Annotated in this window: 50 protein-coding genes; 40 read left to right on the forward strand and 10 right to left on the reverse strand. The window is 66.5% G+C overall.

The window, feature by feature from the left end:
* Positions 1–85 precede the first annotated feature (85 nt).
* From KALB_RS24060 to KALB_RS24230, 39 genes are all read left to right on the forward strand, one after another.
* On the forward strand, positions 86–502 hold the full coding sequence (locus tag KALB_RS24060) for a hypothetical protein (RefSeq protein WP_025358263.1): 417 nt from the start codon (positions 86–88) through the stop codon (positions 500–502).
* The gene (locus KALB_RS24065) at positions 499–807 is read left to right on the forward strand and encodes a hypothetical protein (protein WP_025358264.1); all 309 of its coding nucleotides are present in this window, start codon (positions 499–501) and stop codon (positions 805–807) included. The genes KALB_RS24060 and KALB_RS24065 overlap by 4 nt, the downstream gene beginning before the upstream one ends.
* Entirely contained in the window at positions 804–1,196 is a 393-nt protein-coding gene (locus tag KALB_RS24070) for a hypothetical protein (protein ID WP_025358265.1), read from the forward strand. Before KALB_RS24065 ends, KALB_RS24070 begins: the two co-directional genes overlap by 4 nt.
* Complete coding sequence (locus KALB_RS46760) at positions 1,193–1,378, forward strand: hypothetical protein (RefSeq protein WP_148309595.1); 186 nt, start codon at positions 1,193–1,195, stop codon at positions 1,376–1,378. The genes KALB_RS24070 and KALB_RS46760 overlap by 4 nt, the downstream gene beginning before the upstream one ends.
* Positions 1,375–1,611 (forward strand): hypothetical protein, encoded by a 237-nt coding sequence (locus KALB_RS24075; RefSeq protein ID WP_025358266.1) that lies wholly within the window; start codon positions 1,375–1,377, stop codon positions 1,609–1,611. Before KALB_RS46760 ends, KALB_RS24075 begins: the two co-directional genes overlap by 4 nt.
* Complete coding sequence (locus KALB_RS24080; RefSeq protein WP_148309596.1) at positions 1,611–1,892, forward strand: hypothetical protein; 282 nt, start codon at positions 1,611–1,613, stop codon at positions 1,890–1,892. Before KALB_RS24075 ends, KALB_RS24080 begins: the two co-directional genes overlap by 1 nt.
* Positions 1,892–2,158, forward strand: coding sequence for a hypothetical protein (locus KALB_RS24085; RefSeq protein ID WP_025358268.1), 267 nt, complete (start codon positions 1,892–1,894; stop codon positions 2,156–2,158). The genes KALB_RS24080 and KALB_RS24085 overlap by 1 nt, the downstream gene beginning before the upstream one ends.
* A gap of 103 nt (positions 2,159–2,261) precedes the next feature.
* Positions 2,262–2,513 (forward strand): hypothetical protein, encoded by a 252-nt coding sequence (locus KALB_RS24090; RefSeq protein WP_025358269.1) that lies wholly within the window; start codon positions 2,262–2,264, stop codon positions 2,511–2,513.
* Positions 2,514–2,661: 148 nt separating this feature from the next.
* Complete coding sequence (locus KALB_RS24095; RefSeq protein ID WP_025358270.1) at positions 2,662–2,937, forward strand: hypothetical protein; 276 nt, start codon at positions 2,662–2,664, stop codon at positions 2,935–2,937.
* The gene (locus tag KALB_RS24100) at positions 2,934–3,230 is read left to right on the forward strand and encodes a hypothetical protein (protein ID WP_025358271.1); all 297 of its coding nucleotides are present in this window, start codon (positions 2,934–2,936) and stop codon (positions 3,228–3,230) included. The genes KALB_RS24095 and KALB_RS24100 overlap by 4 nt, the downstream gene beginning before the upstream one ends.
* Before the next feature lie 318 nt (positions 3,231–3,548).
* A complete protein-coding gene (locus KALB_RS47700; RefSeq protein WP_158510794.1) occupies positions 3,549–3,689 on the forward strand; it encodes a hypothetical protein in 141 nt (46 codons plus the stop codon).
* Positions 3,690–3,753: 64 nt separating this feature from the next.
* Positions 3,754–4,035 (forward strand): hypothetical protein, encoded by a 282-nt coding sequence (locus tag KALB_RS24105; RefSeq protein ID WP_025358272.1) that lies wholly within the window; start codon positions 3,754–3,756, stop codon positions 4,033–4,035.
* A complete protein-coding gene (locus KALB_RS24110) occupies positions 4,032–4,232 on the forward strand; it encodes a hypothetical protein (RefSeq protein WP_025358273.1) in 201 nt (66 codons plus the stop codon). Before KALB_RS24105 ends, KALB_RS24110 begins: the two co-directional genes overlap by 4 nt.
* Positions 4,225–4,569 (forward strand): hypothetical protein, encoded by a 345-nt coding sequence (locus KALB_RS24115; RefSeq protein ID WP_025358274.1) that lies wholly within the window; start codon positions 4,225–4,227, stop codon positions 4,567–4,569. The genes KALB_RS24110 and KALB_RS24115 overlap by 8 nt, the downstream gene beginning before the upstream one ends.
* Positions 4,566–4,775, forward strand: a complete 210-nt coding sequence (locus KALB_RS24120) for a hypothetical protein (protein ID WP_025358275.1) — start codon at positions 4,566–4,568, stop codon at positions 4,773–4,775. The genes KALB_RS24115 and KALB_RS24120 overlap by 4 nt, the downstream gene beginning before the upstream one ends.
* Positions 4,772–4,957, forward strand: a complete 186-nt coding sequence (locus tag KALB_RS24125; RefSeq protein ID WP_025358276.1) for a hypothetical protein — start codon at positions 4,772–4,774, stop codon at positions 4,955–4,957. Before KALB_RS24120 ends, KALB_RS24125 begins: the two co-directional genes overlap by 4 nt.
* Entirely contained in the window at positions 4,954–5,109 is a 156-nt protein-coding gene (locus KALB_RS47705) for a hypothetical protein (protein ID WP_158510795.1), read from the forward strand. Before KALB_RS24125 ends, KALB_RS47705 begins: the two co-directional genes overlap by 4 nt.
* Entirely contained in the window at positions 5,106–5,333 is a 228-nt protein-coding gene (locus KALB_RS24130) for a hypothetical protein (RefSeq protein WP_025358277.1), read from the forward strand. The genes KALB_RS47705 and KALB_RS24130 overlap by 4 nt, the downstream gene beginning before the upstream one ends.
* A gap of 65 nt (positions 5,334–5,398) precedes the next feature.
* On the forward strand, positions 5,399–5,776 hold the full coding sequence (locus KALB_RS24135) for a hypothetical protein (RefSeq protein WP_025358278.1): 378 nt from the start codon (positions 5,399–5,401) through the stop codon (positions 5,774–5,776).
* Entirely contained in the window at positions 5,773–6,060 is a 288-nt protein-coding gene (locus KALB_RS24140) for a hypothetical protein (protein WP_025358279.1), read from the forward strand. The genes KALB_RS24135 and KALB_RS24140 overlap by 4 nt, the downstream gene beginning before the upstream one ends.
* The gene (locus KALB_RS24145) at positions 6,060–6,437 is read left to right on the forward strand and encodes a hypothetical protein (protein WP_025358280.1); all 378 of its coding nucleotides are present in this window, start codon (positions 6,060–6,062) and stop codon (positions 6,435–6,437) included. The genes KALB_RS24140 and KALB_RS24145 overlap by 1 nt, the downstream gene beginning before the upstream one ends.
* Positions 6,437–7,120, forward strand: a complete 684-nt coding sequence (locus KALB_RS24150; RefSeq protein ID WP_025358281.1) for a hypothetical protein — start codon at positions 6,437–6,439, stop codon at positions 7,118–7,120. Before KALB_RS24145 ends, KALB_RS24150 begins: the two co-directional genes overlap by 1 nt.
* The gene (locus tag KALB_RS24155; protein ID WP_025358282.1) at positions 7,120–7,434 is read left to right on the forward strand and encodes a hypothetical protein; all 315 of its coding nucleotides are present in this window, start codon (positions 7,120–7,122) and stop codon (positions 7,432–7,434) included. The genes KALB_RS24150 and KALB_RS24155 overlap by 1 nt, the downstream gene beginning before the upstream one ends.
* Positions 7,434–7,931, forward strand: coding sequence for a hypothetical protein (locus KALB_RS46765; RefSeq protein WP_148309597.1), 498 nt, complete (start codon positions 7,434–7,436; stop codon positions 7,929–7,931). The genes KALB_RS24155 and KALB_RS46765 overlap by 1 nt, the downstream gene beginning before the upstream one ends.
* Before the next feature lie 142 nt (positions 7,932–8,073).
* Entirely contained in the window at positions 8,074–9,273 is a 1,200-nt protein-coding gene (locus KALB_RS50225; RefSeq protein WP_420811832.1) for a DNA cytosine methyltransferase, read from the forward strand.
* 190 nt (positions 9,274–9,463) lie between these two features.
* The gene (locus KALB_RS24165; protein ID WP_025358283.1) at positions 9,464–9,778 is read left to right on the forward strand and encodes a hypothetical protein; all 315 of its coding nucleotides are present in this window, start codon (positions 9,464–9,466) and stop codon (positions 9,776–9,778) included.
* A gap of 1 nt (position 9,779) precedes the next feature.
* Positions 9,780–10,256, forward strand: coding sequence for a WhiB family transcriptional regulator (locus KALB_RS44190; RefSeq protein WP_025358284.1), 477 nt, complete (start codon positions 9,780–9,782; stop codon positions 10,254–10,256).
* Entirely contained in the window at positions 10,256–10,441 is a 186-nt protein-coding gene (locus tag KALB_RS24175) for a hypothetical protein (RefSeq protein WP_025358285.1), read from the forward strand. The genes KALB_RS44190 and KALB_RS24175 overlap by 1 nt, the downstream gene beginning before the upstream one ends.
* Complete coding sequence (locus KALB_RS24180; RefSeq protein WP_025358286.1) at positions 10,438–10,668, forward strand: hypothetical protein; 231 nt, start codon at positions 10,438–10,440, stop codon at positions 10,666–10,668. The genes KALB_RS24175 and KALB_RS24180 overlap by 4 nt, the downstream gene beginning before the upstream one ends.
* Positions 10,665–11,867, forward strand: coding sequence for a DUF2283 domain-containing protein (locus tag KALB_RS24185; protein ID WP_025358287.1), 1,203 nt, complete (start codon positions 10,665–10,667; stop codon positions 11,865–11,867). The genes KALB_RS24180 and KALB_RS24185 overlap by 4 nt, the downstream gene beginning before the upstream one ends.
* The gene (locus tag KALB_RS24190) at positions 11,864–12,109 is read left to right on the forward strand and encodes a hypothetical protein (protein WP_025358288.1); all 246 of its coding nucleotides are present in this window, start codon (positions 11,864–11,866) and stop codon (positions 12,107–12,109) included. The genes KALB_RS24185 and KALB_RS24190 overlap by 4 nt, the downstream gene beginning before the upstream one ends.
* The gene (locus KALB_RS24195; RefSeq protein WP_025358289.1) at positions 12,106–12,393 is read left to right on the forward strand and encodes a hypothetical protein; all 288 of its coding nucleotides are present in this window, start codon (positions 12,106–12,108) and stop codon (positions 12,391–12,393) included. The genes KALB_RS24190 and KALB_RS24195 overlap by 4 nt, the downstream gene beginning before the upstream one ends.
* Positions 12,390–12,635, forward strand: coding sequence for a transcriptional regulator (locus tag KALB_RS24200; protein ID WP_025358290.1), 246 nt, complete (start codon positions 12,390–12,392; stop codon positions 12,633–12,635). The genes KALB_RS24195 and KALB_RS24200 overlap by 4 nt, the downstream gene beginning before the upstream one ends.
* Positions 12,632–12,886, forward strand: a complete 255-nt coding sequence (locus tag KALB_RS24205) for a response regulator transcription factor (RefSeq protein WP_025358291.1) — start codon at positions 12,632–12,634, stop codon at positions 12,884–12,886. The genes KALB_RS24200 and KALB_RS24205 overlap by 4 nt, the downstream gene beginning before the upstream one ends.
* On the forward strand, positions 12,883–13,332 hold the full coding sequence (locus KALB_RS45570; RefSeq protein WP_042220732.1) for a RusA family crossover junction endodeoxyribonuclease: 450 nt from the start codon (positions 12,883–12,885) through the stop codon (positions 13,330–13,332). The genes KALB_RS24205 and KALB_RS45570 overlap by 4 nt, the downstream gene beginning before the upstream one ends.
* Positions 13,329–13,877, forward strand: a complete 549-nt coding sequence (locus KALB_RS24215) for a hypothetical protein (protein WP_025358293.1) — start codon at positions 13,329–13,331, stop codon at positions 13,875–13,877. Before KALB_RS45570 ends, KALB_RS24215 begins: the two co-directional genes overlap by 4 nt.
* A gap of 13 nt (positions 13,878–13,890) precedes the next feature.
* A complete protein-coding gene (locus tag KALB_RS24220) occupies positions 13,891–14,112 on the forward strand; it encodes a hypothetical protein (protein WP_025358294.1) in 222 nt (73 codons plus the stop codon).
* A gap of 245 nt (positions 14,113–14,357) precedes the next feature.
* Complete coding sequence (locus KALB_RS24225) at positions 14,358–14,543, forward strand: hypothetical protein (RefSeq protein WP_025358295.1); 186 nt, start codon at positions 14,358–14,360, stop codon at positions 14,541–14,543.
* 91 nt (positions 14,544–14,634) lie between these two features.
* Positions 14,635–14,916, forward strand: a complete 282-nt coding sequence (locus KALB_RS24230) for a hypothetical protein (protein ID WP_025358296.1) — start codon at positions 14,635–14,637, stop codon at positions 14,914–14,916.
* A 386-nt stretch (positions 14,917–15,302) separates the two neighbouring features.
* Here KALB_RS24230 and KALB_RS24235 read toward each other — a convergent pair whose 3' ends face one another.
* Both KALB_RS24235 and KALB_RS24240 read right to left on the reverse strand, forming a co-directional pair.
* The gene (locus KALB_RS24235; RefSeq protein ID WP_025358297.1) at positions 15,303–15,821 is read right to left on the reverse strand and encodes a DUF1700 domain-containing protein; all 519 of its coding nucleotides are present in this window, start codon (positions 15,819–15,821) and stop codon (positions 15,303–15,305) included.
* Positions 15,818–16,090 (reverse strand): hypothetical protein, encoded by a 273-nt coding sequence (locus KALB_RS24240; protein WP_025358298.1) that lies wholly within the window; start codon positions 16,088–16,090, stop codon positions 15,818–15,820. Before KALB_RS24240 ends, KALB_RS24235 begins: the two co-directional genes overlap by 4 nt.
* 126 nt (positions 16,091–16,216) lie before the next feature.
* On the opposite strand from KALB_RS24240, the gene KALB_RS24245 reads away from it, so the two are divergent.
* On the forward strand, positions 16,217–16,471 hold the full coding sequence (locus KALB_RS24245) for a hypothetical protein (RefSeq protein WP_025358299.1): 255 nt from the start codon (positions 16,217–16,219) through the stop codon (positions 16,469–16,471).
* Between the two features lie 52 nt (positions 16,472–16,523).
* Here KALB_RS24245 and KALB_RS24250 read toward each other — a convergent pair whose 3' ends face one another.
* The 8 genes from KALB_RS24250 to KALB_RS24280 all read right to left on the reverse strand — a co-directional run bounded on the left by KALB_RS24250 (position 16,524) and on the right by KALB_RS24280 (position 22,263).
* Entirely contained in the window at positions 16,524–17,270 is a 747-nt protein-coding gene (locus KALB_RS24250) for a hypothetical protein (RefSeq protein WP_025358300.1), read from the reverse strand.
* Positions 17,271–17,370: 100 nt separating this feature from the next.
* On the reverse strand, positions 17,371–17,706 hold the full coding sequence (locus KALB_RS24255) for a hypothetical protein (RefSeq protein WP_025358301.1): 336 nt from the start codon (positions 17,704–17,706) through the stop codon (positions 17,371–17,373).
* Between the two features lie 121 nt (positions 17,707–17,827).
* The gene (locus KALB_RS24260; protein WP_025358302.1) at positions 17,828–18,067 is read right to left on the reverse strand and encodes a hypothetical protein; all 240 of its coding nucleotides are present in this window, start codon (positions 18,065–18,067) and stop codon (positions 17,828–17,830) included.
* Between the two features lie 40 nt (positions 18,068–18,107).
* Positions 18,108–18,317 (reverse strand): hypothetical protein, encoded by a 210-nt coding sequence (locus KALB_RS24265; protein WP_025358303.1) that lies wholly within the window; start codon positions 18,315–18,317, stop codon positions 18,108–18,110.
* A gap of 23 nt (positions 18,318–18,340) precedes the next feature.
* A complete protein-coding gene (locus KALB_RS24270; RefSeq protein WP_025358304.1) occupies positions 18,341–18,685 on the reverse strand; it encodes a GntR family transcriptional regulator in 345 nt (114 codons plus the stop codon).
* 96 nt (positions 18,686–18,781) lie between these two features.
* Positions 18,782–19,273 (reverse strand): hypothetical protein, encoded by a 492-nt coding sequence (locus KALB_RS46770; protein ID WP_148309598.1) that lies wholly within the window; start codon positions 19,271–19,273, stop codon positions 18,782–18,784.
* A gap of 2 nt (positions 19,274–19,275) precedes the next feature.
* Positions 19,276–20,043 (reverse strand): metal-dependent hydrolase, encoded by a 768-nt coding sequence (locus KALB_RS24275; RefSeq protein ID WP_025358305.1) that lies wholly within the window; start codon positions 20,041–20,043, stop codon positions 19,276–19,278.
* Positions 20,044–20,313: 270 nt separating this feature from the next.
* Positions 20,314–22,263: a winged helix-turn-helix transcriptional regulator gene (locus KALB_RS24280; protein ID WP_025358306.1), complete on the reverse strand. Its 1,950-nt coding sequence runs from the start codon at positions 22,261–22,263 to the stop codon at positions 20,314–20,316.

A 22,263-nucleotide genomic window follows, 5' to 3' on the forward strand; every position in this document is an offset into this window, starting at 1 on the left:
GACATCCACCTCTCGACAGTTCGAGGTTGTTCGCGTACAGTTCGAGGCAGCGAACACCGAGTCCCTCCCCACCTTGGGAGCCCAAATGACCACCACCATCCCCGCCACCGAGCTGGAGATCGTGACCCGCTACCTGGCGCAGTTCACCGGGATCCGCTCCACCCTCCTCCGCGACGGCATGACCGGCCCGAAGCTGGCCATCAGCAACGTCCACCGCGTCTGGCTCGACGGTGTCGAGCACGTCCAGTGGACCAACGGCTTCGGCCACGACCAGTGGTCCCGCGTCGAGGACGGCTGGGTCGACGTCAGCACCGAGTGCGTCACGCACACGGTCCGCATCGACCAGCGCCCCGACTACTTCATGGGCTGCTACACGGGCAACTCCAGGAACACGGCGTACTGCACCGGGTGCGGCTGGGAGTCGGACGAGACGTTCTCCGGGTTCATGGCCAACCGCTGGGCTGTCGAGCACGAGCAGGCCAACCCGGCGGTGACCCGATGACCACCACCACCGTCCAGGCCCCGTCGATTGAGGAGCGAGTCGCCCGCGGCGCCGCCCTCCTCGACGAGAAGCAGCCCGACTGGTTCCAGCAGATCGACCTCGACAAGCTCAAGCTCGACTGCCCCGCGCGCTGCGTCCTCGGGCACCTGTACGGCTCCTTCGACCGCGGCGCCTTCGTGTTGGGGATCGCTTTCAAGGAGGCCGCCTACGGTTTCGATGGCTTCGAGGAGCACAGCGAGCTGTCTGCTCTCCAGGCCGAGTGGGTGCGTGTGATCACCGCTCGCCGTGAGCAGGTGACCCGATGACCACCACCATCCGTCGCCTCACCGACATCGGCTGGCAGGACGACTGCGAGACCCAGACCCCCGCACACGACGTTCCCAGCGGTGTCCTGCTGGCCGCCGTGTTCACCCGACTCCGTGAGGGCGACCGCCCCAAGGCTCACTACAGCCTCACCCACAAGGGTTGGGGTGTCATGGGCTGGTGGAACGGTCGCGGACTCCTCGTCCGGTCGCTTCACCACCCCGACCACTACGGCTGGTTGATTGCCGTGAACGACGGTCTGGCGACGATCGAACTGGAGATCGACGACGACCTGGCGACGGTGACGGTGCCGACCGGGCACATGATCTCCGCCTGCTACGAGTGCACGAACCCGGTCGAGTGCACTGCCGGTCTGGCGGTGACCCGATGAGCGCCCCGGTTCCTGGCCGTCAGGTGTGGCACCGGTTCTCGGGTGAGTCCGCTGTGGTGGTCCGCGTGAAGCGGGACGGCACGGTCCTGGTGACTCGTGACGGCGAGGAGTTGTTGCCGTTCAGCCCGGATCTGTTGGTGACCAGCCCCACTGAGGTCGAGTCCGCTGGGGGTGCGCGATGACCGCGATCGTCCCGTCCAACGACACCCCCGTAACCGTGGATGGCCAGATCATCGGCCGGGTCAGTTTCCACTGGGACGCGTTCCGTAACGCCCCGGCGTACGAGGCGTGCGTGTGCGGCCCCGAGGGCGAGAAGTGCTTGTGCGGCGACTACAAGGCCGGCCCGCTCGCGTTCCCCACCGAGGATGCCGCTAAGGCCGCGATCAAGGCAGCACATGAGAAGGCGGGTGCGTGATGTCCCGTTTCAGTGGCCCCCAGGGCAAGGGTGCTCTCCGCGCGCACCGCGCGACGGTGCGTGCCGAGGCTGAGCAGCTCGTAGCGGACAAGCAGGCCCACGCCGAGATGTTCGCCCAGGCCGTACGGGAGGAGGCGGCCACCAACAACCTGAACCGTCTTCGCCGACTCCACTCCGAGGGTGAAGTGCCGTGGGACACGGCGGTCGACTCGATCGCCAAGCAGCTCGGCGTGTCCCGCCGCACTGCGAAGAGGCTCCTCGACCAGGAAGCAGGTGCGTGATGGCTGACATCGACGCTCTCCGCGGGCACGTGGAGACGCTGGCTGGCGCCATGGAGACCTGGGCATTGCGGGACGACAGCAAGGCCCAGCCTGGTGTCCGTCAGGCCGCGAACACGGCGGTCGACTCGATTGACGCCCTGTCACGGGAGCTGCACGAGATGCGCGACGGCCTGATCACCGGGATCCGTCAGTACGACGACGCCACCGCCGCACGAGCGGACGCCCTGATCGCCAGGATCAACAAGCACCTGAAGGCCGGTGCGTGATGGCTGACACGACGACGTGCGCCCACGGCGTGTCCCTGGACGCCACGTGCGGGGACTGCATCCGGGTGGGACAGGAAATGGACCGAGCAGCAAGGAGGCAGCGGTGAGCGCGATCGAAGAAGCCGCGAACTACCACGGGACGCGGCGCCACTACAGCAGCACCCTTCAGCCGATGCCAGGTCTCCGGCCTGGACGGTTTGGCCTGGCGCTGTGCAACAGCGAGTCGACCCCGGTCACGGTGTACGACGGTCTAGCCCTGCTCGGGATGGCGTTCCCGGGGCAGAAGAAGCGTCGCAACGACATCAGCGAACTGCCGCTGTGCAAGCGGTGCGAGCGGAAGGCGGCGAAGCAGTGAACGCCCACACTTCCCCGATGGCTGGCCGTGTCCAGTCCCGCCGGGACGTCAACCACAGGACCCCGACCCGCAGCGCGAAGCGGGGGCAGCGACACAACTGGCGGCTGGAGATCCGTGACGAGCTCGCAGCCATGGGACGGAGGATGCCGTGACCGCCTTGCGTCACACCCCGCTGCGACACCGGATGCTCGCTGAGGTGAACGCTGGGACCGTTGCTCAGTTGAACAATTACTGGCAGTGGGATGACCCTTCCGGGTCTATGCAGGTTGGCGAAGTTCTCGCCCTGCAAGCGTTAGCCGAGGCGGGTTTGATCTTCGTTGAAGGAATTCCTGGTGACGGACTGTCGTGGCGCGAGGTTTATGCCCGCGCCGCTGGTCGCGCCCGCCTGTACGAGTGGGACGTCACCTACGGGGAGATGCTGTGAACGGAATGAAGTGGACCCAGACCCGGCACATCGTGCTCCGTCTCGTCGAGCCTGGGACAACCGTGATCTACGTCAGGGTGAACCCTCGCCACGGCATCTGGAAGTACCGGTTGGTCAACTCCTCTTCGATCGGTGGGCCTGAGGCTCGCGCTCTCGGCGAGCTGGAGTTGGCAGGGTTGATTGGGCATCGCGTTTTTGAGCGGTTCTCCGCCCGGCGACCGGTGTCACTGACCGCAAAGGGCCAGGAGCTCCTGTCCGTTTGGAACGCCGAGCACGGGGAGCCGCAGTCGTGAACGCGGAATCCGCCAGCAAGTACTTCGCGATCTACCCCGACAACTGCAAGGACTGTGGGGGCCCGTTCTACGACACTGCCTGTGACGCGCCGGGCTGCGTGGGTCGCGCATGCCTGTCGTGCGGTGTGGGTTGCGACTGGGAGCTCGCAGAGGGCTCTTGCAGACAGAGCGTTGCTGGCGAGTCCAATGAGGACAGGGTCGCGCGGGTCAACGCTGAGCGCGCCGCGTTCGGGCTTTCACCCGTGAGGGCCGACGGGGAGCCACAGCCGTGACCGCCCCGGCCGCCCCCACCAACCACAAGCAGTGAAAGGCAAACAGATGAGCAACGAGACCGTGTGGGACATGCAGGACCAGTTCGACAACGCCACCACCGACCAGGAGCGGGAGCAGGTTCGGCAGAAGATCGCTGACGCTGGCTTCTCCGGTGTCGCCAAGACCATCGGCCGCAGCAAGAACTGACCCCGTGCCGTCGGCCACGTGACCAACCCGTGGCCAGCACCACCAGCCCGAGGAGGGCAACGAGATGAGCGAGTACCACGTCCCGAACGCGGCGTTTATGGCCGCTGCTGAAGTGAGCGCGGTTGACGACGACACGATCGAAGCGATTCTGGATGCGGCAGCGTCGGTGATCTTGTCCGCCGATCGGGCCGAGTTTGCAGCTCTGCTGCGGCGACAGAAGTTCGAGTCAGTCAACAAGCCGATGAGTGGCGAGTTCCGCGCTGGAGTTGACTGGGCACTGAAGGCGATCGCGTCTTGGTCTGATGCTCGTGCCAACGAACTGGATGCTGCGGACGGTGTCCGGTGAGCCTCTCCGACCAGATCCGGGCCAAGCTTGAAGACCGGCTGTTCCTGTCCCCGGAAGTCGACACGTACATCAACGCACTCAACGAGATCATGGACATTTGCGAGAACTACGAACACGGCAGGGTTGTGCCGTTCCGCGAGCTCCAGGAAGCCATCGCCAAGTCCTTGGGTGTCGAGGGCGGTGAGCAGGGTGAGTGAGCAGCCCCCGACCGTCGACGACACGCGTCGCGCCCTGGAAGCGACCGGGCTGCGCTCGTCTGACTGGTACGACCTCACCCGTGCCGCCCTGGACGCCTACAGCGAAGTGTTCACGCCGAGCCGCAAGGAACAGCGCCACCACGAACAGGGCCTGCTCGCCGCTATCGCTGCCACGGCACACTTCCTCACCGCCGCAGAACTGGAACGGCAGGCCAACGAAATCTGGCAAGAGCATGGGGCAGGCAACGAGACGGACGAGGACTACGTCACCGGCGTTGATGATGCGGTCGTGAGGATGCGTGCCCGTGCCGCCGAGTTGCGGGGTGAGTCCCGGTGAGTCTCCGTGCCCGCATCGACAAGTGGCTCGCCGCCAGCCCGCCTCCGAAACCCGTCCACCGTGAACAGGTCGAGGCCCTCGCCGAGTTGTTCGGTCCAGCCTCGCAGGCCGCAGACGCACTCAAGATCGCTGCCTCAATGCAAAAGTCCAGGTTCCATCACGAGCCCGGCGGGATCACTGTCGAAGACAAGGGGAAGAAGAAGTGACTCCGAACGAGCACTACCACGAGGCTGAGCGGCTGCTGTCCATCGCCAAGGTCCCCCGGTGGAATCTGACCAGCGCAGCCATCGACTCCGTGAAGCACCTGCCGACCACAGCCGATGTCCTGGCCGCAGCAATGGTGCACGCCAGGCTGGCTACCGCATCCGACGAGCGTGATCAGCCGTGACCGCCACCGAGGTCCCTGAGGCGCAGCGTCTCCGCCGCGAGAACCAGAACCTTAGGGGTGTCATCCGGGCCCTCATCGCCACCAGCCCCACACCAGACCAGACGACGAAGACCGCCCTCGACGCGATCAACGGGAAGCGAGGCAGGCAGTGAGCGACTACGCCAACGAGTACGGCCACCACGAGGCCAAGGCGCTGGAGTTGCTGGCCCCCGACACGTCCACGCCGTACGCAGCCACCCTCCAGACCGCTGACACCGGGTTGCAGGTGGCGGCCCGTGCCACCGCGCACGCCGTCCTTCAGATCGTTCAGGAACTCCGCCTCATCCGCGAAGCCCTCAACGCCATCCAGGCCGCGATCGAACGGCGGGACACGTGATGGTCATCTACTGCACCGCCTGCAAAACCGTCCACGCCGCCCCCGCACACGAATAGGAGCAGCCGATGACTTTCCGGAGCGAGTTCGACTCGATCGCGTGGCTCCGTGTCCTCGCCGACCACACCGAGAAGCACAACCTCAACCACACCATCAGCGCCGTCGCGGGCTACTACCCGCGTATCCACATCAGCGCCACCCACTGCCTCACCGACCTCACCTACCCGGTGTTCACTCAGTGGGCTAACAGCATCGACGCCGCCACCGTCCGCGCCATGGTGGTCGATGACCAGATCCACGTCACCACCACCGGAACCCTCGGCACGTTCACCATCGAGATCGTTGCCGTCCTCGTCGGCGACGAAGCAGAACAGTTCAGGGCCAGCCGCGAGTTTCCCAACGGCACGGCCACGATCCATCTAGCCGGGACGGAGGCTGTGTTGTGAACCTCGCCGGGAAGCTCGCCGCTGGCGCCGCCTTGGTCGCTGTCACCGCTGTCGCTCCGGCTGCCTGCGACAAGTCCACCAGCCCCGCACCTGGCCGCCCGCAGGTCACGCAGGACCGGAACCCGATCGTTGACAGCCACACCGACGACACGCCTTTCGAAGCCGAGTGTGACGTCCACACCGGACACGCCCTCACCGTCAACCCGCCGTCCGCGCGGGCTGCTGCCGAAGCAGCGTGCATGAACTCCCACAGGAGCATCCATGACCTGACGGGGTGGGAGTGATGGCCAACATCGAAATCCCGCCCGCCGCCGTGAACGTCGCCGCGGAGCTCATCGTCCACGCACCACACACGTCCACCACGGACCTGGCCGAGGAAGTCCTCGCAGCCGCACTCCCGTACCTGTGGGCCGCATGGGAGCAGGAGTATGCCAACGCCGACTACCCGCTCAGCTCCGAAGACTGCGACTGGTGCCACGACGTAGGCAACCCCTGCGCCTACCACCGAGGGCAGGACGCAGGCGTCACGTGGCTGGCCACAGCATTCAAGTACGTGGCTGTCGAAGCCCTGGAAGGCGACGCCAACCTCGCCGCCATGGTCATCGAAGCAGCTCAGGACTACCCCGACCTGGCGGACACGCTCAACGGAAAGGACGCATGATGTCGACCATCACTTTCCCGGAGATCACCTACAAAGCAACCAAGCATGTCCCTTGCACCGGATGCGGCAAGAAGATCACCAGGCGGCAGACGTTCAGTCAGACCGTCAACCCCTGGAACCGCAACGGCGCTGGTGACCAGAAGACGGTCGAGGAGATCCGGGTCGAGCTACACGCGAAAGCCGCCGCGTGGACACCGACCGCCACCTGCCCCGCCTGCACCCCCGTCGTCCCGGCCACGCCGATCAAACTGCGCACCATCACCGCCACGCAGACCGAAGACCTGCTCTCGGCCCTCGACACCGTCATCGCCGTCATGCGGAGCCACAGCCTGGCCGCGAGTGGTGTGCATCCCAGGGGAGGCGGCGACCGCTTCCACATCGACCTGGACCTGGATGGTGACCTGCCGATGCTCCTCCGCTGGGCCACACACCTCAACGTGGACACGATCAACGTGGAGCGCGGAAGCGGCAGCAGGCAGCTCACCATCCGCGGCGACTACGAGAACATCCGGCTGCGCCTGTACGCCTCCGTGTACCGGCCGGAAGGTGACCCGCTGCCCGGTATCACGATCGACTGGAAGCGCACCTCGAACGGTCGTCGTGGGAACGTGGCCACGATCACGGCAGAAGACCTGCGGGCCACGCTGATCGCGATGGGATACCCGCCCGAGGACGCGGACTGATGTCCGGGGATCTGCCTGCTAGACGGGAGCTCGCGGCGGCTGGGCACCGCCTCGTTGCCGCGGGCTTCCAACGCATCACCCTCCCCGGCATCCCAGGCACATGGATCTACCAGCACCGCCGAGGCCTCACCCGGATCCGCGTCATCCTCCGCGCCGACCGCGGCCACCAGATCGTCAGCCGCACCGAGTGGGACGGCACCCAGTGGGTGATCCGCAGCTACGACGGCTACGACGCCGAACAGCAGCCCTACACGATCACCACCGCCACAGACACCGGTATCCGCCTCGCGACCGGAGAGAGGAGCGCAGCCTGATGGACACCTGGCCCGACGGCACCCCAGTCACCATTGACCCAAACATGGCCCCCGAAGACGCCACCAACCCTCAACCCAGCGTGTGCCTCCGGGTGCAGTGGATGAAAGACAACCCCGCGGAAGCCGTCCGACAAACCGTCGACAGCATGACCAGCTGGCTCACCGCGGGCAGCCGCGAATCCGCTGCATGGTGGAAACTTTCCCGCCCATCCCGACGGGCACTCGAAGCGATCTACGCCGGCGACCAGCCCCACCTGCACCCAGCCACCCGAGCCTGCCTACAACGCCACGGCCTGATCAACGACCACGCCGTGGTCACCCTCTGGGGCCGGCAGGTAGTGGCGGAAATGCGGCACTCGATCCGCATCGCAGTCGAAGTGACCTGCCAGGACTGCGCATGCGCCCGTCGATCCGTGTGGCGCCGCAAGCCTGTGTGTGGCTGCCGCTGCCACAACGACGTGATCCGCCCCGAGGCCGAGCACGGGAAGGCAGCCTGATGCACCGCCTCCACCAGCCCCGCCAGCCAATGCCCCTGTGGCGCCTCGGACTCTGGACCGCGCTCCTCTACACCGCGGCGTTGATCGGAGTCCTCGCATGACCACCGTCGGCTCACTCTTCTCCGGATGCGGCGGCCTCGACATGGCAGTCCGGTCCGCACTCGGCGGCGACCTCGCCTGGTACTCCGAGATCGACCCCGCCGCCAGCAAGCTCCTCGCACACCACCATCCCGGTGTTCCCAACCTCGGCGACATCACCGCCATCGACTGGGACCAGGTCGAACCCGTCGACATCCTCGCTGGCGGTTTCCCCTGTCAGGACGTCAGCAGCGCCGGCCTCCGCGCTGGCCTCGCCGAGGGGACCCGGTCCGGGCTGTGGCTCCACATGGCCACCGCAATCCGCACACTACGGCCACGCCTGGTGGTCGTTGAGAACGTCAGGGGAATCCTCAGTGCCAAGGCCCATTGCGACCTGGAACCCTGCCCGTGGTGTCTGGGAGACAGCGACGTCGTCCCTCTGCGGGCACTCGGATGTGTACTTGGAGACCTGGCCACCCTCGGGTATGACGCGGTCTGGTGTGGCCTACGAGCTGCCGAAGTGGGAGCCCCCCACAACCGGTACCGCGTGTTCGTCGCTGCTGCCGACACCGCGGGCGACGGACGGGACGAAGGGTGGCCCGAATCAGCGAGGCTCGTCGGGGGACTTGATGCTGCCCTCGGCGGTGCAGCTGTTCAAAACACCAACTGCGCAACTGGCGGTGAATGGCGGTTCGCAGCACCTGGACAAGCGCAAGGCGGGTGGGCATGGGCCCACATTGGCCGACGAGGTGGAACATCTACTGCCGACGCCGACCAGTGTGAGCGCTGCGGACACCCAGAGTGGCAGTACGACGAGGGCGGCTTCTGCACTGCCTGCCCCACCGATAGGCAGTGCTACTGGGGAGAAGCTGCTGCCGACACCAACGGTGGCGGACAGTCGTGGAACACGGAATGCGACAGCGCGCAGGTCCGCGAAGAAGGGCAGCACCAACCTCGGTTGGACACTGACCGACGTGTTCTGGACTGGGGAGCCTACGAGCCCGCTATCCGCCGCTGGGAGTCTGTCCTCGGCCGCCCAGCCCCAGAGCCCACCGAGCCCGGACGGCGAGCCAACCGAGTCCTGAGCCCGCGGTTCGTGGAGTGGTTGATGGGCCTCCCAGCTGGCCATGTCACTGGCGTTGAGGGAGTCTCCCGGAACGATCAGTTGAAGCTACTGGGGAACGGTGTCGTCCCCCAGCAAGGCGAGGCCGCCCTACGACACCTGCTGCCACTGCTCTCGACCGCGGGGAGGTGTGCGGCGTGACCCCCGAGTGGATCGCCCTCGCGCCCGTGATCGCCGCTGGGATCGCCGTCCTCGCCATCACCATTCACCGCTGCTACCCCAAGGAGACACCGTGAACGCGACTTGCGGCACGTGCAACGACTTCCGGTGGGTGTGGATCGCCGGCCAAATCACCCGCTGCCCCGACTGCTAACCGTCCAAGGAGGACGACATGACCGAGCACATCGAGCCCGTAGTGGATGGTTTGCGGCAGTGCGTGGCTGAGTCCATCAGTGCCGCCGACCCGATCGACAGCACGTGGGAAGACTGCCTGAACCTCGCTGATGCGGCGCTCGCCACGATCCAACCGATCTTCGAAGCGAAGGACGACGAGATTCAGCGGCTCACCGATGAGAACGCACGCCTGGCCCAGTCGCTGGAGGCACTGCGGATCCGCATCGACAACCTCCGCGCCGAGATCTGGCAGCTCCAGCAGGCAGAGAAGAACGCGCTCGCCATCGCCGAGACCCGCGACGGAGGGGACTGACATGGACTGGCGTGACCGGGCGAAGTGCCGGAGCAAGGCAAAGTCGATCTGGTTTTCCCCTGACCGTGGCTCGATGTCGCCGGATCAGGAGGCGTACGCGAAGGGCATCTGCAACAACGCGTGCCCAGTCACCGCGCAATGCCTGGAGTGGGCGCTACAGCAGGCGATCCCGTGCGGCATCTTCGGCGGCACCACGCCCGCCGAGCGGAATGAAATCCGACAGGCGAGGGTCTTGGCCGGTACCGCGGCATCCGGGGACCTGATCGCCGCGCCATACACCAGGCGAGGCAAGACCAGTAACGCTGGCACAGTCGTCTGGCACGTCATGGTCGATGGGTTCCCCGCCTGTGGGCACACCAGCCCGGACGTGTCGAAGGCGATCCCGGCCCGCGAGGTCCCGGACGCGAAACGGTGCACAGCAGCCGGGTGCAAGCACCGGTTCCGGCGCTTGGACGAGACGCAACTGGAGGTGGCGTGATGACCGAGCCACTGAATACCGGTCACTGCCACGTGTGCCGATCCGACATGCCCAGCGTGGACCTACTCAACCACCTGCGGCTCCTGCACCCCGATGTGTGGGGTGCGTTGGAGACGTGGCCAGACGGGCACGTCGTGATCTTCGACGACAGCGTGGAACCCAATGACTTCAAGGAGAAGCGGTGAGCGAGCATCCGATTGACGACCCGGTGGGCACGATCCGGGTGTGCCCGGAAACCGGCCGGTGGGCGATCCGTTTCACCGAGGGCGACAACACCGGCAAGGGCCAGCACGCGTGGCTGTCCCCGCCTGGCGTCGTGGCTTCTGATGCCCGGTTCCTGCATCACGTAGAGGTGCACGCCTGGGAGATCGGCGAGGCCCGACGCTGGACGATTGCCGAGGAGGGGCGGTGAGCGAGCAGCGGACCGGTCGGGACGCGGCGGTGGAACTTCTCGCCGCCGCGTTCCGGCCCGACCGGGACAGCAACCCGGATCTCCCGGACGCAGAGGACCTCAACTGTGTCGCCGCGGCTGGCGACAGTTGGCGGCCAGTGACGGTCGGCGAAATCGCGGACACGCTCCTCACCGCTGGATGGCAGCCGCCCACGGAGCCCGCGCAGGGCTCGGTGTACGTGCACCTCCGGGACGCCGATGTGGACCGTACCGAGTGCATCACCGCGTCGATCAACATCGACCGGGACGCGAACGGCGGTCTCGTTGGTGTCGAAGTGCTGGGCTCAATCCGGGTCGTGGTGGACGGCAAGCCTGTCACCTCCAACCAAGGAGTCATCAACGAACTCCCAGCCCCCTACGGACTCGACCTGCCTACAACCACACCCGAAGAAGATCCCGTCGGCAGCCTGCGCATCGCCACCGATCACCTGTACGTGAAGCTCGCCGAACCCGACGACGAACCGTGGCACCTCGTGTACTGCCCTGGCCAACAGAACATGTCCGGCTGGCAGTCCAACGAATGCATGGAGGGCACTGTCCCGGCTGGACGGATCCCCGTCGAGCTGGCAGTACCGGAGCCCGGCAGTGACGTGGTGGAGGCAGTGGCGCGGGCCATCCACGAAAGCCGCAAGCCACTCGATACGTGTCGCGGTCACTGGCATACGTGGGAGGCGCACACGGCGGAAGCCGCCGCCGCGATCCTCGCCCACTACGCCGCCCACGACACCCCGTACGTCAACGAGCAGCACAAGGGCGGGAACCTCCTCGATGCACACATGAAGCTCGCCGCAGAGAATCGGAAGCTCGTGGTGGATGTCGAGTTCCTCACCGCGAGCAGCAGCCTGTACGCGGAGCAGATGGCGATCCTCCGTAATCATCTCGGCCTGCCCGACGGCGAAGGCGTCACCGTCGCCGACATGATCGACGCCATGCCCAAGCCGGGCGCACTGCCGGAGCAGGCCAAGGAACTGGCGCACGTCACCGTCGAGAACGGGCGACTCAAAGCCGCGCTCGCAGATGCCCTTGAGGGACTCGAAGACATGCTGCCCTACGTCAGCGAGTACTTCGCCGAGAAGTGGAACCACGCTGGCTACATCCAGCGCGCCAAGGAAGCCCTACATGCCGCCGGCATCCCAGTACAGGACGGAGACCAGCCGTGAGTGTTCTGCACCGCAGCAACGACGACGAGCCGGACCGTGACGGCTACGTCTATGGCGCACTCGGGATCGGAGTTCCCAAATCCTGCGTGCAAGCCGTCCTGAATAGGTGGGCAGCTATCAGCCCAAACGGCAGTGCCGCGCAAACCCTGGAGTGCGTCGACAGTAGCTTCATCCACGAGGTCAACAACCTCGCACGCCTCGCAGTCGAAGCGGCCCTCCTGGAGCTGGAGCGGCAGCCATGAGCTTCGAGACACGCACCTTCTACGTGCTGCGCTGCGACGGCCGCACCACCAACGGCCAGTGCCCCACGATCTACGAGATTCCCGAAGACGACGAAGACAACGAACCCGGCCCCATCCTCTACGGCCGACCGGAACTCACCGACACCCAGCGCCGCTACCACCTAGGCGACTGGCTGGCGCTCCCGGACGGTCGGGTTCTCTGCCCCGATCACATCGAAGCCGGGATGCGGTTCGCCGCAGCCTGCATGGACGGGTTGCCCTTCGAGGACGGAGACCAGCCGTGAGTGACCCGACTTCAGCACCCACCTCCTACGAGGAACTGGCCCACGTCATCGAGATCCTCCCCGCACTCGTCCGCGAGAAGCGCCGTCGCGACCAGCTCTCACTCAGGGCGGCAGGAGAAAACCTGGGCATCGCTGCCTCCACCATCATGCGGTTCGAAACCCGCGACGGAGACGTCCGCACCGATCACCTCCTCACCCTCCTCCGCTGGGTCGGACAGCCAACGAACGCAGACCAGCCATGAGTGACATCGAGGCCATGGCCGCCGAGGTCGACGCCCACCGCATTGCCCGGCCCACTGAGATCGAGCTCGCGGTCCTCCACTACATCTCCCTCGGCCACACCTACAGGACCACTGCCCGCGAGCTCGACATGTCCCTCGACACCGCGAAACGACACGCCCACAACGCGATCCGCAAACTCGCGGCCACCAACTCCACCCACGCCGTCACCATCGCCATCGGACGCGGCCTCATCCCAGGAGCTAACGCATGACCGCCACCGTCACGCCAATGCTCGAAGTGTTCGTGCCTGGTCGCCCCGCCCCGCAAGGCTCCAAGCGGCACGTTGGTGGCGGAGTCATGATCGAAATGTCGAAGGCCGTCAAACCCTGGCGCGAAGACATCCGCTGGACCGTCATCGACGCCATGCGCAAAACCGGACACCGCGGCTTCACAACTGGTGTCCCGCTCGTCGCCAAGTTCGAATTCGTCCTGCCGCGGCCACTGTCCGCACCGAAACGCTCCACGCCACCCGCAGTGAAACGCCCAGACCTCGACAAACTCACCCGAGCCGTCTGTGACGCACTCACCTACGCAGGACTCTGGGCAGACGACTCCCAAGTCGTCGACATGCACCCGTCCAAGCGCATCGCTGAGCCAGGCGAACAGCCCGGCTGCCACATCCGTGTCGCAGCACTCATTGAGGAGGCCGCGTCATGACCTCGAAGGCCGCGAAGTTCGCCGCGCTCGCCGCCGCCCTGTACGCCGTGCACCAGGTTGCCGACCACCTCACCGGCCAAACCGACCCGCAGGCCGCGCACAAATGCGACCCTGGCCCTGATGGGACCAGGGCATGTCTCGGGCACGTGCTCCAGTACACGGCGCACACCGCCGGCGCCGTCCTGGTCCTCAACAAGGCACTGCGCCTCGGCATCACTCCCGCTGGTTTCGTCGTTGGACAAGCCGTCTCCGCGGTCACCCACTACTGGGCTGACCGTGATCGGGGCAGGCTCGCCCGGCTCTCCGCCAAGCTCGGCAGCCCCGTGTTCCCCAGCCTCGGCAAGCCGAGGGAGAACATCCGCGCCTACGTCAAGACGTCTGGCGGGGAAGAACTGCCCGTCCACGTCGTGTCCATCGGCAAGAACGGCGCCGAGGAACCAACCAGCTTCGACAACCCCAGCCTGGGCACCGGCGGCTACGCCATTGACCAGGCCTGGCACATCGGGGCACTCGCCCTCGCAGCACTCGCAACCGCACTCATCTGAGAGGACTGATCGCATGTTCGGCAAGAAAAAGACCGAGCCCGTCCGGGAAGACCAAGTGAAACGGCTCCACAACCTGGCGCTAGACAAATGGGTCGCGGACACGGGGGCTAGCGCCTTCAACTCACCGGCACAGGAGCTGGAGCAGAAACGCGCCCAAGCAGCCCTGGACGCGGCGAAACGCAACAGCAGCGCCGCGGAGATCGCGGCCGCCCGCCAGTCCGGGCATCTCGACTGACCGGCGCCTGGTGTGCAGGAGGCTGCATCCGCCCCGCCCGGGTGCCGCCTCTGGTCCACCAGGGCCACCAACACGAAGACGGCCCGGTCGGCTCGCCTAGGAACCAGCCGACCGGGCCCACTCCCCGCAAGGAGCACACCCATCATGGACTACGAGGCCCCGATCAACGACTGCTGCGCGTGCGGCATGCCCACCACCGGCATCAAGTGCCTGTCCTGCGCGACCAAGTGATGAAGGAGACCGCCATGGCCGACGACAACATCCGCAACTACAAGGCGGCCCGTGACGCCGTCAGGGACTACAGCGACGAGCGCTCCAACAACGGACGCGACCCGTTCGAGGACACCGACCCCACCTACCAGAAGCTCAACCGCGCAGCCGGCGAAGCCGAGGCCAAGCTGACTCCGTTCCAGCGCTGGCTGCACCGGTAACCACCTGGCGCACGGGATGCGACATCCACCCCCGTGGGTGCCGCGTCCGGTCCGCCAGGACCCGTCACGAAACGTCCCTACTGGAGGAACAGTGCTTGAGTTCGATGACTACGACCGCCGGAAGTCTCGCGATGCGCGGAACGAGCGGATAGGCAAGGCGATCCGAGCTGGCGCCGACCTTGATACCGCGATCATCACCTTGGATGCCGCTGGCGCGCTTCGAGATGTGGTCCACCTCCACATCACCACCAAGAAAGCCAGCGAGGACTTCCAAGACTGGCTGGCCGAGCACGGTGACCGCGCTGCGACGAAGCTGGTGGAGGCGCAGCAGTACGTGGACGAGGTCGCGACTCTGCGCAAGCTTGTCAACTAGTAACCACCAGTCCACCGCCCTGCTCCACTTCCCCGGAGCAGGGCGGCCCCGTGTCAACTCCAAGTTGCTCCAAACTGTTCCAAATCTTGAAGCAAGCCAGCCGTACGGAGTAACGATCTCCGCTGGTCAGGCGATGTCCACAGTGTCCTCGCCCCCGCTCGGACAAGCGCCCCCGGATCCTCCCCGGGGGCGCCGGACTGCAAACAGTAACAAGCCCCAGGCGGGAACCTGGGGCTCTGCTATGACTCGACCTCCACCAGTGTGGAGAACTCCGGATCGTGGTAGCACACTGTACGACCCACCTCCACCGACGTGGAGAACTAGCTTCGGTTTCGACTCAATGGAACCGACCCACCTCCCCGTGCGGGGAGAACGGCGCGAGCGTACTACTGACTGCTGATCTCCGCCGCGTGGGTCAAAGCCCGCACCAGAACCCGCATCTCGTCCTGGGGCATCTCGTTCCCCAACGTCGGCGAAAGCCTCGCTGACCGGGCCAGACGATGCGCGGCGGCTTGCAGCTGCTTCGGGTCTGGGCGTCCACGGCGACTGAGGATCTCCAGGGCCTGGAACACGTCCCGGGGCTGGGAGCTTGGCGGCAGGTAGTTCAGCAGCAGCTCGCATCCCCGCTTGAGCAGGCGGGGACGCGCCCATGCGCCGTTGCCGAGTTGGACCGCTGGTCCGTCGCCGAGATCAGCCAGGGTCTGCCGGGAGATGCCGAGCGCCTCAGCGACAGCCTGGTCGCCGCCGAGTTCCGACCTCAGCCTGTCGATCTCTTCCGAGCGCGCGTCAGCCAGCCACTTGTTCGCTCGCTGGGCTAGGTCCGCGAGGACCGCGATCCGCTCGGCTGGCGGGAGTTCATCTAGGGCCTTGCGGTTGAGGTGCAGATAGTCCTCGATGTGGGTCACGCGATCACGCCGACGGTGTAGCGGCCGAGCTCGTCCTGGACGGTAGCGGCGGTGGTGCGGTGATCGGGGCGCACGGTCCAGCGGTAGGTGTACTCGAAGGGCAGGCCGCTGTCGGGGATGACGTGGCCGGATTCGGTCCAGGTGACCTCGTGGCCGATGGCGTCGAAGTAGACCTCGATGCCGCCGAGGGAGGCGTTGCGGGTGTGGCTGGCGGCGGCGTGGTGGTTGACGCTGCGGCAGATGCGGCGGGCGGTGGTGGTCGTCGTCATGAGGTAAGTAAACCCCCTCCCTGCTTTAAAAGCAACCCCCTCCCTGCATTCGCTCGACACGGCCCCAGCGTGTGTTGGATCAGACCCCATGGCGATCACTGCATCTCCCGAGTGAGGATGGCCCCCATGACCGAGCAGCAGTGGATCCAGGCCGCCGACCAGCATGGGGTCCCCAAGTCCGAGTGGCCCCTCATCCTCGACCTCGCCCGCATCCAACTGGACAACCTCCAGCCCGCCGTCGCCGCGGGCGTCGTCACCCCGCCGGGCAGCATCTGGGAAATCGCCACCGAGCTCATTACCCAGCACGGCACCGGCGAGCCGCGAGGCCCAGAGGCGTTCGAGAACAACTTCGCACCCGACATCCGCTGGGCAGACGCCTAACCCCAGACACGACGAAGCCCCCGCCGAAACGGGGGCCACGCGGTCCGTGCTGCTACTCGCTGACGATCACGTCTGGAAAAATTGCGCGGTACGTGTTGAGGTGCTGCACGATGTGCTCGCGCCCGGCTGCGGTGAGGTGCCAGCGGCGCCTCTTGAACATCACCGACTCCGGGGGCATCCGGCCCTCCTCGATGGCCTTCCAGAGCCAGTGCCCAGGCGGCGCCTGCTCCACGTGGGTCCGCACCTCGATGAGACCCTTGCGCTCAGGGCCGAGGTGATGGGGCCAGGTCCAGCCACCCGCCTTGTCCACATCCAGGCCGTCCGGCTCGGCCACGGCGATGGCGGCGAGCTTTTCCCACAGCCACTCGGAGAGCAGCCCCTTGGGTGGTTTCACCCGGGCCGGGTTGTCGACGCGGGCAGCGGCGCGTCCGGCGGTGGTGAGCTTGACCAGTATCTGTTCCACCACGGTGCCACGGCGCCCTCGGCCGTGGCCGCCCTCTACTTCGATCAGGCCGCGGTCGGCGAGGGCCTTGAGGGTGCTTCCGGCGCCCTGGTCAAGTTCCCCGGCTGCCTTGACCTCGTTGTGAATCATCGCCTGGTGGTAGTCGGCCTGGGCGGACATCGCGAACACGAGCCACGCCCACTCGTCGCGGGGCCTGTGCTGCGGGAACATTCGGCGGTCGGTGTGGGCGCGGTCGAGCTCTCGGCGTTCGTGCACCATCTCGGCGCGGTAGATGGCGCGGAGATACACCTGCTGCCGCAGGTTAAGCCCGTTCCAGTCCCGTTCGGCCTTGCTCACTGCTCCTCCTCAGCCAGACTGATCACCTTGTCCCAGTCTGCGGCGAGGATCGCATTCCGGATACCCCGGTCAATCCGGTCTCGATCCGCACGTCCTGCCATCACATCACCTTCCCGCACCCCTCGGTGGCGGCCAGTTCCGCGATCGCGGTAGACAACCTCTCCGGCGGCCACATGTACGCCCGACCCGGTGGCAGACCACCCAGATCGTGGCGGACGTAAAACTCCTTGCCGTACTCGGTCGGCACCTCTGACAGCACCACCATCGGCCGACCATCCACCTCCTCTACGGCCTCGGCGACCTCCACCACCCCACACTGGATCGCGTTCGCTTGATGCCGGTCCCAGGACCGGATGGACCCGAAGTACTGTCGCGGATCACCCTCGACCGCGCCCCGCAGCAAGCCGATCACGAACACGAGGTCATCGTCGGTCACCCTGTCACCTCCTCAGTCTCGCCGCACATGCAGTGCTCACCGCACCGGTACTGCCCGTCGTCACACAGGTGGTCGGCGAGATCCCAACACCGACTACCCCTGCTCATGCACTCGCTCGTGCTCACTGCTCCTCCTCCAGTGCGATGTCGATCGCGCCCATCAACTCGTCCGCTGTGGAACGGCCCAGCCGCTCCACCAGGACCCGCTCCACCAGGTCCATGCGCTCGGCCAGCAGGACAGCGCCCGCAGCCTCCACGCCTCGCTTGAACGCATCAGTCGGCTCGTCCACGGCAGGACGCGGATACCTGAACTCGTGCCAGCCTGCCCCCAGGGCCTTCGGTGGGATGCGCAACATGCTCACTGCTCCTCCTTGGTGGTGTCGATGCCGAGGTGTTGGGCCCCTACTTGTCCCGCAGATGCGGCGGCAACCAGGGGTGCAGGCGATCAAGCGCGTGACTGTCCGAGTCCGACCACCAGTGGCGGGTGTCCCACTGGGCCAGTCGCTTCGCCTCCTCCTCGTCATGCCCAGCCTCCAAAAACTGCTCGAAAGAGCCTCGTAACGCCTCATGCCAGTGCCAATCACTCATGTCGTTGTCCTCCTTGCTGCTCATGGCCAATCGATCTGTCGTGCCGCTCACTGCTCCGCGGCGGTGTCGATGCCGAGGTGGCGTTCGATTCGGGCCAGGCGGGCGTTGATCGACGCCAGATGGTCGACAGTCGGTTCGGTGTCGTGCTGGTTGTCGATGTCGGTGCGGACGAACACACCGGATCCCTGGCGGGATACCAGGATGCCGCCCTGCTTCAACGTGGCGAGTGCGGAGTTCAGGGTCGCGGCGGCGACACCGAAGTGGGTCATGAGTTCGGCGCGTCCGGGAAGCCTGTCGCCGGGCTTGAGTTCGCCACCCCGGATGGCTTCGCGGATTGCGTCGGCGATCTGCTGCGATGGTGGCTTGGGGCTGTTCGGATCCAACGTCTTCACATGAGTAGATTAGCTGAGCATGTTGAACATGTCTAGTACTGGGTGAACCACAACCCAGACACAGCGAAGCCCCCGCCGAAACGGGGGCCCGCCACCTCACCGCACCAACGCGGCTACCCGTCCACCATCCAGCCACCCCCGAGCGGCCAGCGCCTCACCCAACCGCAGCACCGCCCCCCACCGCTCCCGCACCACCCGCTCAGCCAACTCCCTCGCCACCGACTCACCAACACCAGCGCGAGGCAAATACTTTCGAACCAGACGCAAATCAGCCTCACACCCCGCACCACCCACATAGCGACGGGCAGCAGACCGGCCCATCGAGTTCTCTCGACACAACCACGCAACCTCAGCAGCAACCCCGGCAACCCCAACCACTACCGCCCCCAACGGATCAGAATCCAAAAACGCGTCATCCACCCGGACCAAACCCCGCACCGCATTCGCGCTCGTCCCGTAACGTTCCACCCGCGCGAACACGACAGGCAGCCCCTGGGCGATACACGCCACAAGGTGACCAGCCTCATGCACCGCAGCATTCAACACGAACCACTCCGCGTCCGACAGTGCATCCACGGCAACCGCCACGACTACCTCACTCCCAGCACATGACCGATAGTTGACGCGACCAGTGGCCACACCCCCGGAACCAGCATCACTCCCGCGGCGGCGAACGCCGGGAACACCACCAACTGTTCCAGTGTCCCGCCCGTCCGGAAACGCATCACCCGCGGCGGCCCGAGCTCAAACCAGGTCTCACCACGAATCGGGATCGGAAACAAGATCGGGCAGCCACTCAATGTGAGCGCATCGCCACAAGAGTGAGCCAGACAACCCAAGCCAACCGCGATCCCAATCCACCCACGCACCGGGGACAACACCTCCAGGACGCTGTCCCCTCCCGCCACCAGTCCCCACGCCACGGGGACAGTCCCCGCCACCAGCACCCAGTCCCCGAGTGCCCGCGCGGCCAGCAGTGTCCCCACCGCGACGGGGACAAGGACTCCCCACCACGGGGACACCGCAGTCCCCACCGCTGTCCCCGCCCCCACGAGCACCGCGAACAGCAGGGTGTGGGTCAGGTGCCGGTGTGTCCCCTCCCAGTCCTCGTCCCGCGGCCCCTTCGTCCCCGCGTACAGGCGGGCGGACAGTCCCCGCAGTCCCCGCGACAGGATCCCGGTGACCGGGCCAGCGAACCGGGTCGCCACGCTGCCTGGGTGGTCCAGGTCCGGTGCTAGAGCCCAGCCGGCGGTCACTGTGGCGAACAGCAGCACCGACCCCAGCCCGTGCACACCGACCGCTGGCGCCACCACCAACCCGGCGCACCATCCGGACACTGCATGCGTCCGACCCAGCATCACGCCTCCAACGCTCCACGCACACCCCACGGGCGTGCACACCCTCGGACAGGTACGTTCGAGCCGCTATCAGCGCCTCAGGCGCGTATAAGCGGCACTCAAGCCCAAACGCCCCCCAACGCGCAGGCGCGCGCGTGCGCGCGTGGACGACAACAACAGGCGCGTATAAGCGGCTCAACCAGCGCTATCAGCGGCTCGACACGCCTATAAGCGCTTCACAACACGACGGCTCCCAGGCTGCTGGCGCATCACTGGGAGCCGCCAGCGGGCTTACTGCGTCGCGGTCCATCGCGGCTCACGCTTGCCCTTCGACGTCGCCAACCCCTCGGCTGCGAGCTCGTTCAGCCGGGCCCGCGTCAACGTCACCGACCGACCAACCCGCTCCGCGATCGCCTTCGTCGTCGCGTCCGGCCCCAACTCGCGCAGCGCCTCCAGGACCCGGGCCCGGGACTCCTCCGGGGACAACCGGTCTGGCCCCTCGGGAACACCGGCCGCGGCATTCGCTGCGGCGAAGTCCGGCAGTCCCCCCTCTGGGGACACGGCGGGGACACCGGAGGGGACAACCGCGGGGACACCAGTCGGGGACGCGGGGACAGCCGAACGACCGGGGACAGGGGACCGTCCCTCGAACCGACGGTCGTAGGCGTCCCCGACCCGGGCCCGGATCGCGTCCAGCAGTCCCGGCTCCAGGGACGGCGCCCCGGGGACACCCGCAGGGAACCGGGACACCAACTCCCCGATCTGCTTGTCGGTGCGCTTGTGGAACCGGACCACCTCGTCACGATCGGAGGAATACGAACTCCAGTACGCGGTGCCAGGCTGGTTCTTCGGGAACCTGGACGGGTCCACGTCGATTCCCGAGAGAATCTGACCGGTGTCTCCCCGGTCAGCGGTCCGGAAGATCGCGAGGTTCCCGGCCTTCAGCTCGGAGAAAATGAACCCGTTGCCGAACGAATCCACGTAGCCGTCCTGGGTGAACATGTACTTGCATTCACCGAATGAACGAGACACGCGCGTGTTTTTCTCCATCAACGCAACCCGGTTAGCGATCACCTGCCGGCGATCCATCGCTTCATCAAAATCAGTCAACGCATCCTTGTCGGAGAACGCCAGCGCGGCCTCATCGATCAGCAACACGATCTGCGGGGCGGTCGGGGTAGGGACGTGGATGGTTCCCTCGGTGCGCACACCACGATATTCACAGATCACTTCGAACACCTGCAGCATCACATCCAGCTCGGCAGGGGTGCGGGCGAACATGTCGGTTGCGTTCTCCCAGCCCTTCCAATGTTGGGCGCCCGGCTTCAAGTCGACAGCGAACAACAGGGCGTTCGTGGAGGAGATCACGATCTCAGCGACCAGCTCCGCCTCCGACGACTTCCCGGACCCCTTCACCCCGATCCCGGCGCCATCGATAGCCCCATAGCCCGGCTCGTACAGGGTGATGTGGCCCGGACTGTTGTCGGACAGGTACCGGCACACCTCGTGCGGACCCTCGATCGGGCGCCGCTCGGTCGGCAGCGGCAGCGGCTCCAGCGTCTTCACCGCCCGGCTGGTGTGCACCGTCAACAGGGCCTCACCCTCAGAATCCCGGTCGGTGATGTGCACCTGCTCCGCGGACACCCCGTAGCGGGCGGCGATCCGCTCCTTGGCCTGCCGCATCTGGCTCCGCGTCCACTGGCCGCGCTCCCGCGCCCGCATCGGCGCCGACCACCAGTCCGCGCCCGCCTTCGCCGCGGCCTGCACCAGCTCCACGCCCGGCAACCCGACCGCGGACCCGTCGCCCCAGGCGGCGATCTCCTTCTCCACGCTCACCGAGATCCGGACCCGCCGGTGCACGTACCACGGGATGCCCAGGCACACGGTGACCACGCCGCCCACGACCAGCAGCCACAGGACAGGGCCCCACCACACCACGGCTGCCGCGTACGCACAGGCCGCGGTGAACGCGGCCCGCGCGTACTGCTTCTCCCGCGGGTTCGGCAGCTCATGGACCGCCGAGAAGTGCAGGATCCACACGAACACGGCGACCGCGGTCACCGCCCACTGCGTCCACCCCCAACCGCGCCCCACCGCCAAACTCCACGCGCCCGCAGCGATCCCAGTCACGCCCAGGGCGACCAGCATCGGGCCCACCGCGTGCCGGTGCCGCGATACCCACGCACCACCCTGGTCCAGGCGGGCCTCCAATTGGCGGCGTGCCTGCAGATCGATCGCCAT

The sequence above is a fragment of the Kutzneria viridogrisea DSM 43870 genome (assembly GCF_000525635.1).
Taxonomy (GTDB): Bacteria; Actinomycetota; Actinomycetes; order Mycobacteriales; family Pseudonocardiaceae; genus Kutzneria; species Kutzneria viridogrisea.

What these genes read in the sequence shown, in the direction of transcription:
- KALB_RS24220 (WP_025358294.1), top strand. Translation starts at nt 13,891, where the DNA reads ATGTTCGGCAAGAAAAAGACCGAGCCCGTCCGGGAAGACCAAGTGAAA.
- KALB_RS24215 (WP_025358293.1), top strand. Translation starts at nt 13,329, where the DNA reads ATGACCTCGAAGGCCGCGAAGTTCGCCGCGCTCGCCGCCGCCCTGTAC.
- KALB_RS24240 (WP_025358298.1), bottom strand. Translation starts at nt 16,090, where the DNA reads ATGACGACGACCACCACCGCCCGCCGCATCTGCCGCAGCGTCAACCAC.
- KALB_RS46765 (WP_148309597.1), top strand. Translation starts at nt 7,434, where the DNA reads ATGGACACCTGGCCCGACGGCACCCCAGTCACCATTGACCCAAACATG.
- KALB_RS24105 (WP_025358272.1), top strand. Translation starts at nt 3,754, where the DNA reads ATGAGCGAGTACCACGTCCCGAACGCGGCGTTTATGGCCGCTGCTGAA.
- KALB_RS24205 (WP_025358291.1), top strand. Translation starts at nt 12,632, where the DNA reads ATGAGTGACATCGAGGCCATGGCCGCCGAGGTCGACGCCCACCGCATT.
- KALB_RS24145 (WP_025358280.1), top strand. Translation starts at nt 6,060, where the DNA reads ATGGCCAACATCGAAATCCCGCCCGCCGCCGTGAACGTCGCCGCGGAG.
- KALB_RS44190 (WP_025358284.1), top strand. Translation starts at nt 9,780, where the DNA reads ATGGACTGGCGTGACCGGGCGAAGTGCCGGAGCAAGGCAAAGTCGATC.
- KALB_RS24135 (WP_025358278.1), top strand. Translation starts at nt 5,399, where the DNA reads ATGACTTTCCGGAGCGAGTTCGACTCGATCGCGTGGCTCCGTGTCCTC.
- KALB_RS50225 (WP_420811832.1), top strand. Translation starts at nt 8,074, where the DNA reads ATGGCAGTCCGGTCCGCACTCGGCGGCGACCTCGCCTGGTACTCCGAG.
- KALB_RS24165 (WP_025358283.1), top strand. Translation starts at nt 9,464, where the DNA reads ATGACCGAGCACATCGAGCCCGTAGTGGATGGTTTGCGGCAGTGCGTG.
- KALB_RS24245 (WP_025358299.1), top strand. Translation starts at nt 16,217, where the DNA reads ATGACCGAGCAGCAGTGGATCCAGGCCGCCGACCAGCATGGGGTCCCC.
- KALB_RS24175 (WP_025358285.1), top strand. Translation starts at nt 10,256, where the DNA reads ATGACCGAGCCACTGAATACCGGTCACTGCCACGTGTGCCGATCCGAC.
- KALB_RS24060 (WP_025358263.1), top strand. Translation starts at nt 86, where the DNA reads ATGACCACCACCATCCCCGCCACCGAGCTGGAGATCGTGACCCGCTAC.
- KALB_RS24080 (WP_148309596.1), top strand. Translation starts at nt 1,611, where the DNA reads ATGTCCCGTTTCAGTGGCCCCCAGGGCAAGGGTGCTCTCCGCGCGCAC.
- KALB_RS24195 (WP_025358289.1), top strand. Translation starts at nt 12,106, where the DNA reads ATGAGCTTCGAGACACGCACCTTCTACGTGCTGCGCTGCGACGGCCGC.
- KALB_RS24150 (WP_025358281.1), top strand. Translation starts at nt 6,437, where the DNA reads ATGTCGACCATCACTTTCCCGGAGATCACCTACAAAGCAACCAAGCAT.
- KALB_RS24070 (WP_025358265.1), top strand. Translation starts at nt 804, where the DNA reads ATGACCACCACCATCCGTCGCCTCACCGACATCGGCTGGCAGGACGAC.
- KALB_RS24265 (WP_025358303.1), bottom strand. Translation starts at nt 18,317, where the DNA reads ATGAGCAGCAAGGAGGACAACGACATGAGTGATTGGCACTGGCATGAG.
- KALB_RS24155 (WP_025358282.1), top strand. Translation starts at nt 7,120, where the DNA reads ATGTCCGGGGATCTGCCTGCTAGACGGGAGCTCGCGGCGGCTGGGCAC.
- KALB_RS24085 (WP_025358268.1), top strand. Translation starts at nt 1,892, where the DNA reads ATGGCTGACATCGACGCTCTCCGCGGGCACGTGGAGACGCTGGCTGGC.
- KALB_RS47700 (WP_158510794.1), top strand. Translation starts at nt 3,549, where the DNA reads ATGAGCAACGAGACCGTGTGGGACATGCAGGACCAGTTCGACAACGCC.
- KALB_RS45570 (WP_042220732.1), top strand. Translation starts at nt 12,883, where the DNA reads ATGACCGCCACCGTCACGCCAATGCTCGAAGTGTTCGTGCCTGGTCGC.
- KALB_RS24075 (WP_025358266.1), top strand. Translation starts at nt 1,375, where the DNA reads ATGACCGCGATCGTCCCGTCCAACGACACCCCCGTAACCGTGGATGGC.
- KALB_RS24280 (WP_025358306.1), bottom strand. Translation starts at nt 22,263, where the DNA reads ATGGCGATCGATCTGCAGGCACGCCGCCAATTGGAGGCCCGCCTGGAC.
- KALB_RS24225 (WP_025358295.1), top strand. Translation starts at nt 14,358, where the DNA reads ATGGCCGACGACAACATCCGCAACTACAAGGCGGCCCGTGACGCCGTC.
- KALB_RS46760 (WP_148309595.1), top strand. Translation starts at nt 1,193, where the DNA reads ATGAGCGCCCCGGTTCCTGGCCGTCAGGTGTGGCACCGGTTCTCGGGT.
- KALB_RS24065 (WP_025358264.1), top strand. Translation starts at nt 499, where the DNA reads ATGACCACCACCACCGTCCAGGCCCCGTCGATTGAGGAGCGAGTCGCC.
- KALB_RS24275 (WP_025358305.1), bottom strand. Translation starts at nt 20,043, where the DNA reads ATGCTGGGTCGGACGCATGCAGTGTCCGGATGGTGCGCCGGGTTGGTG.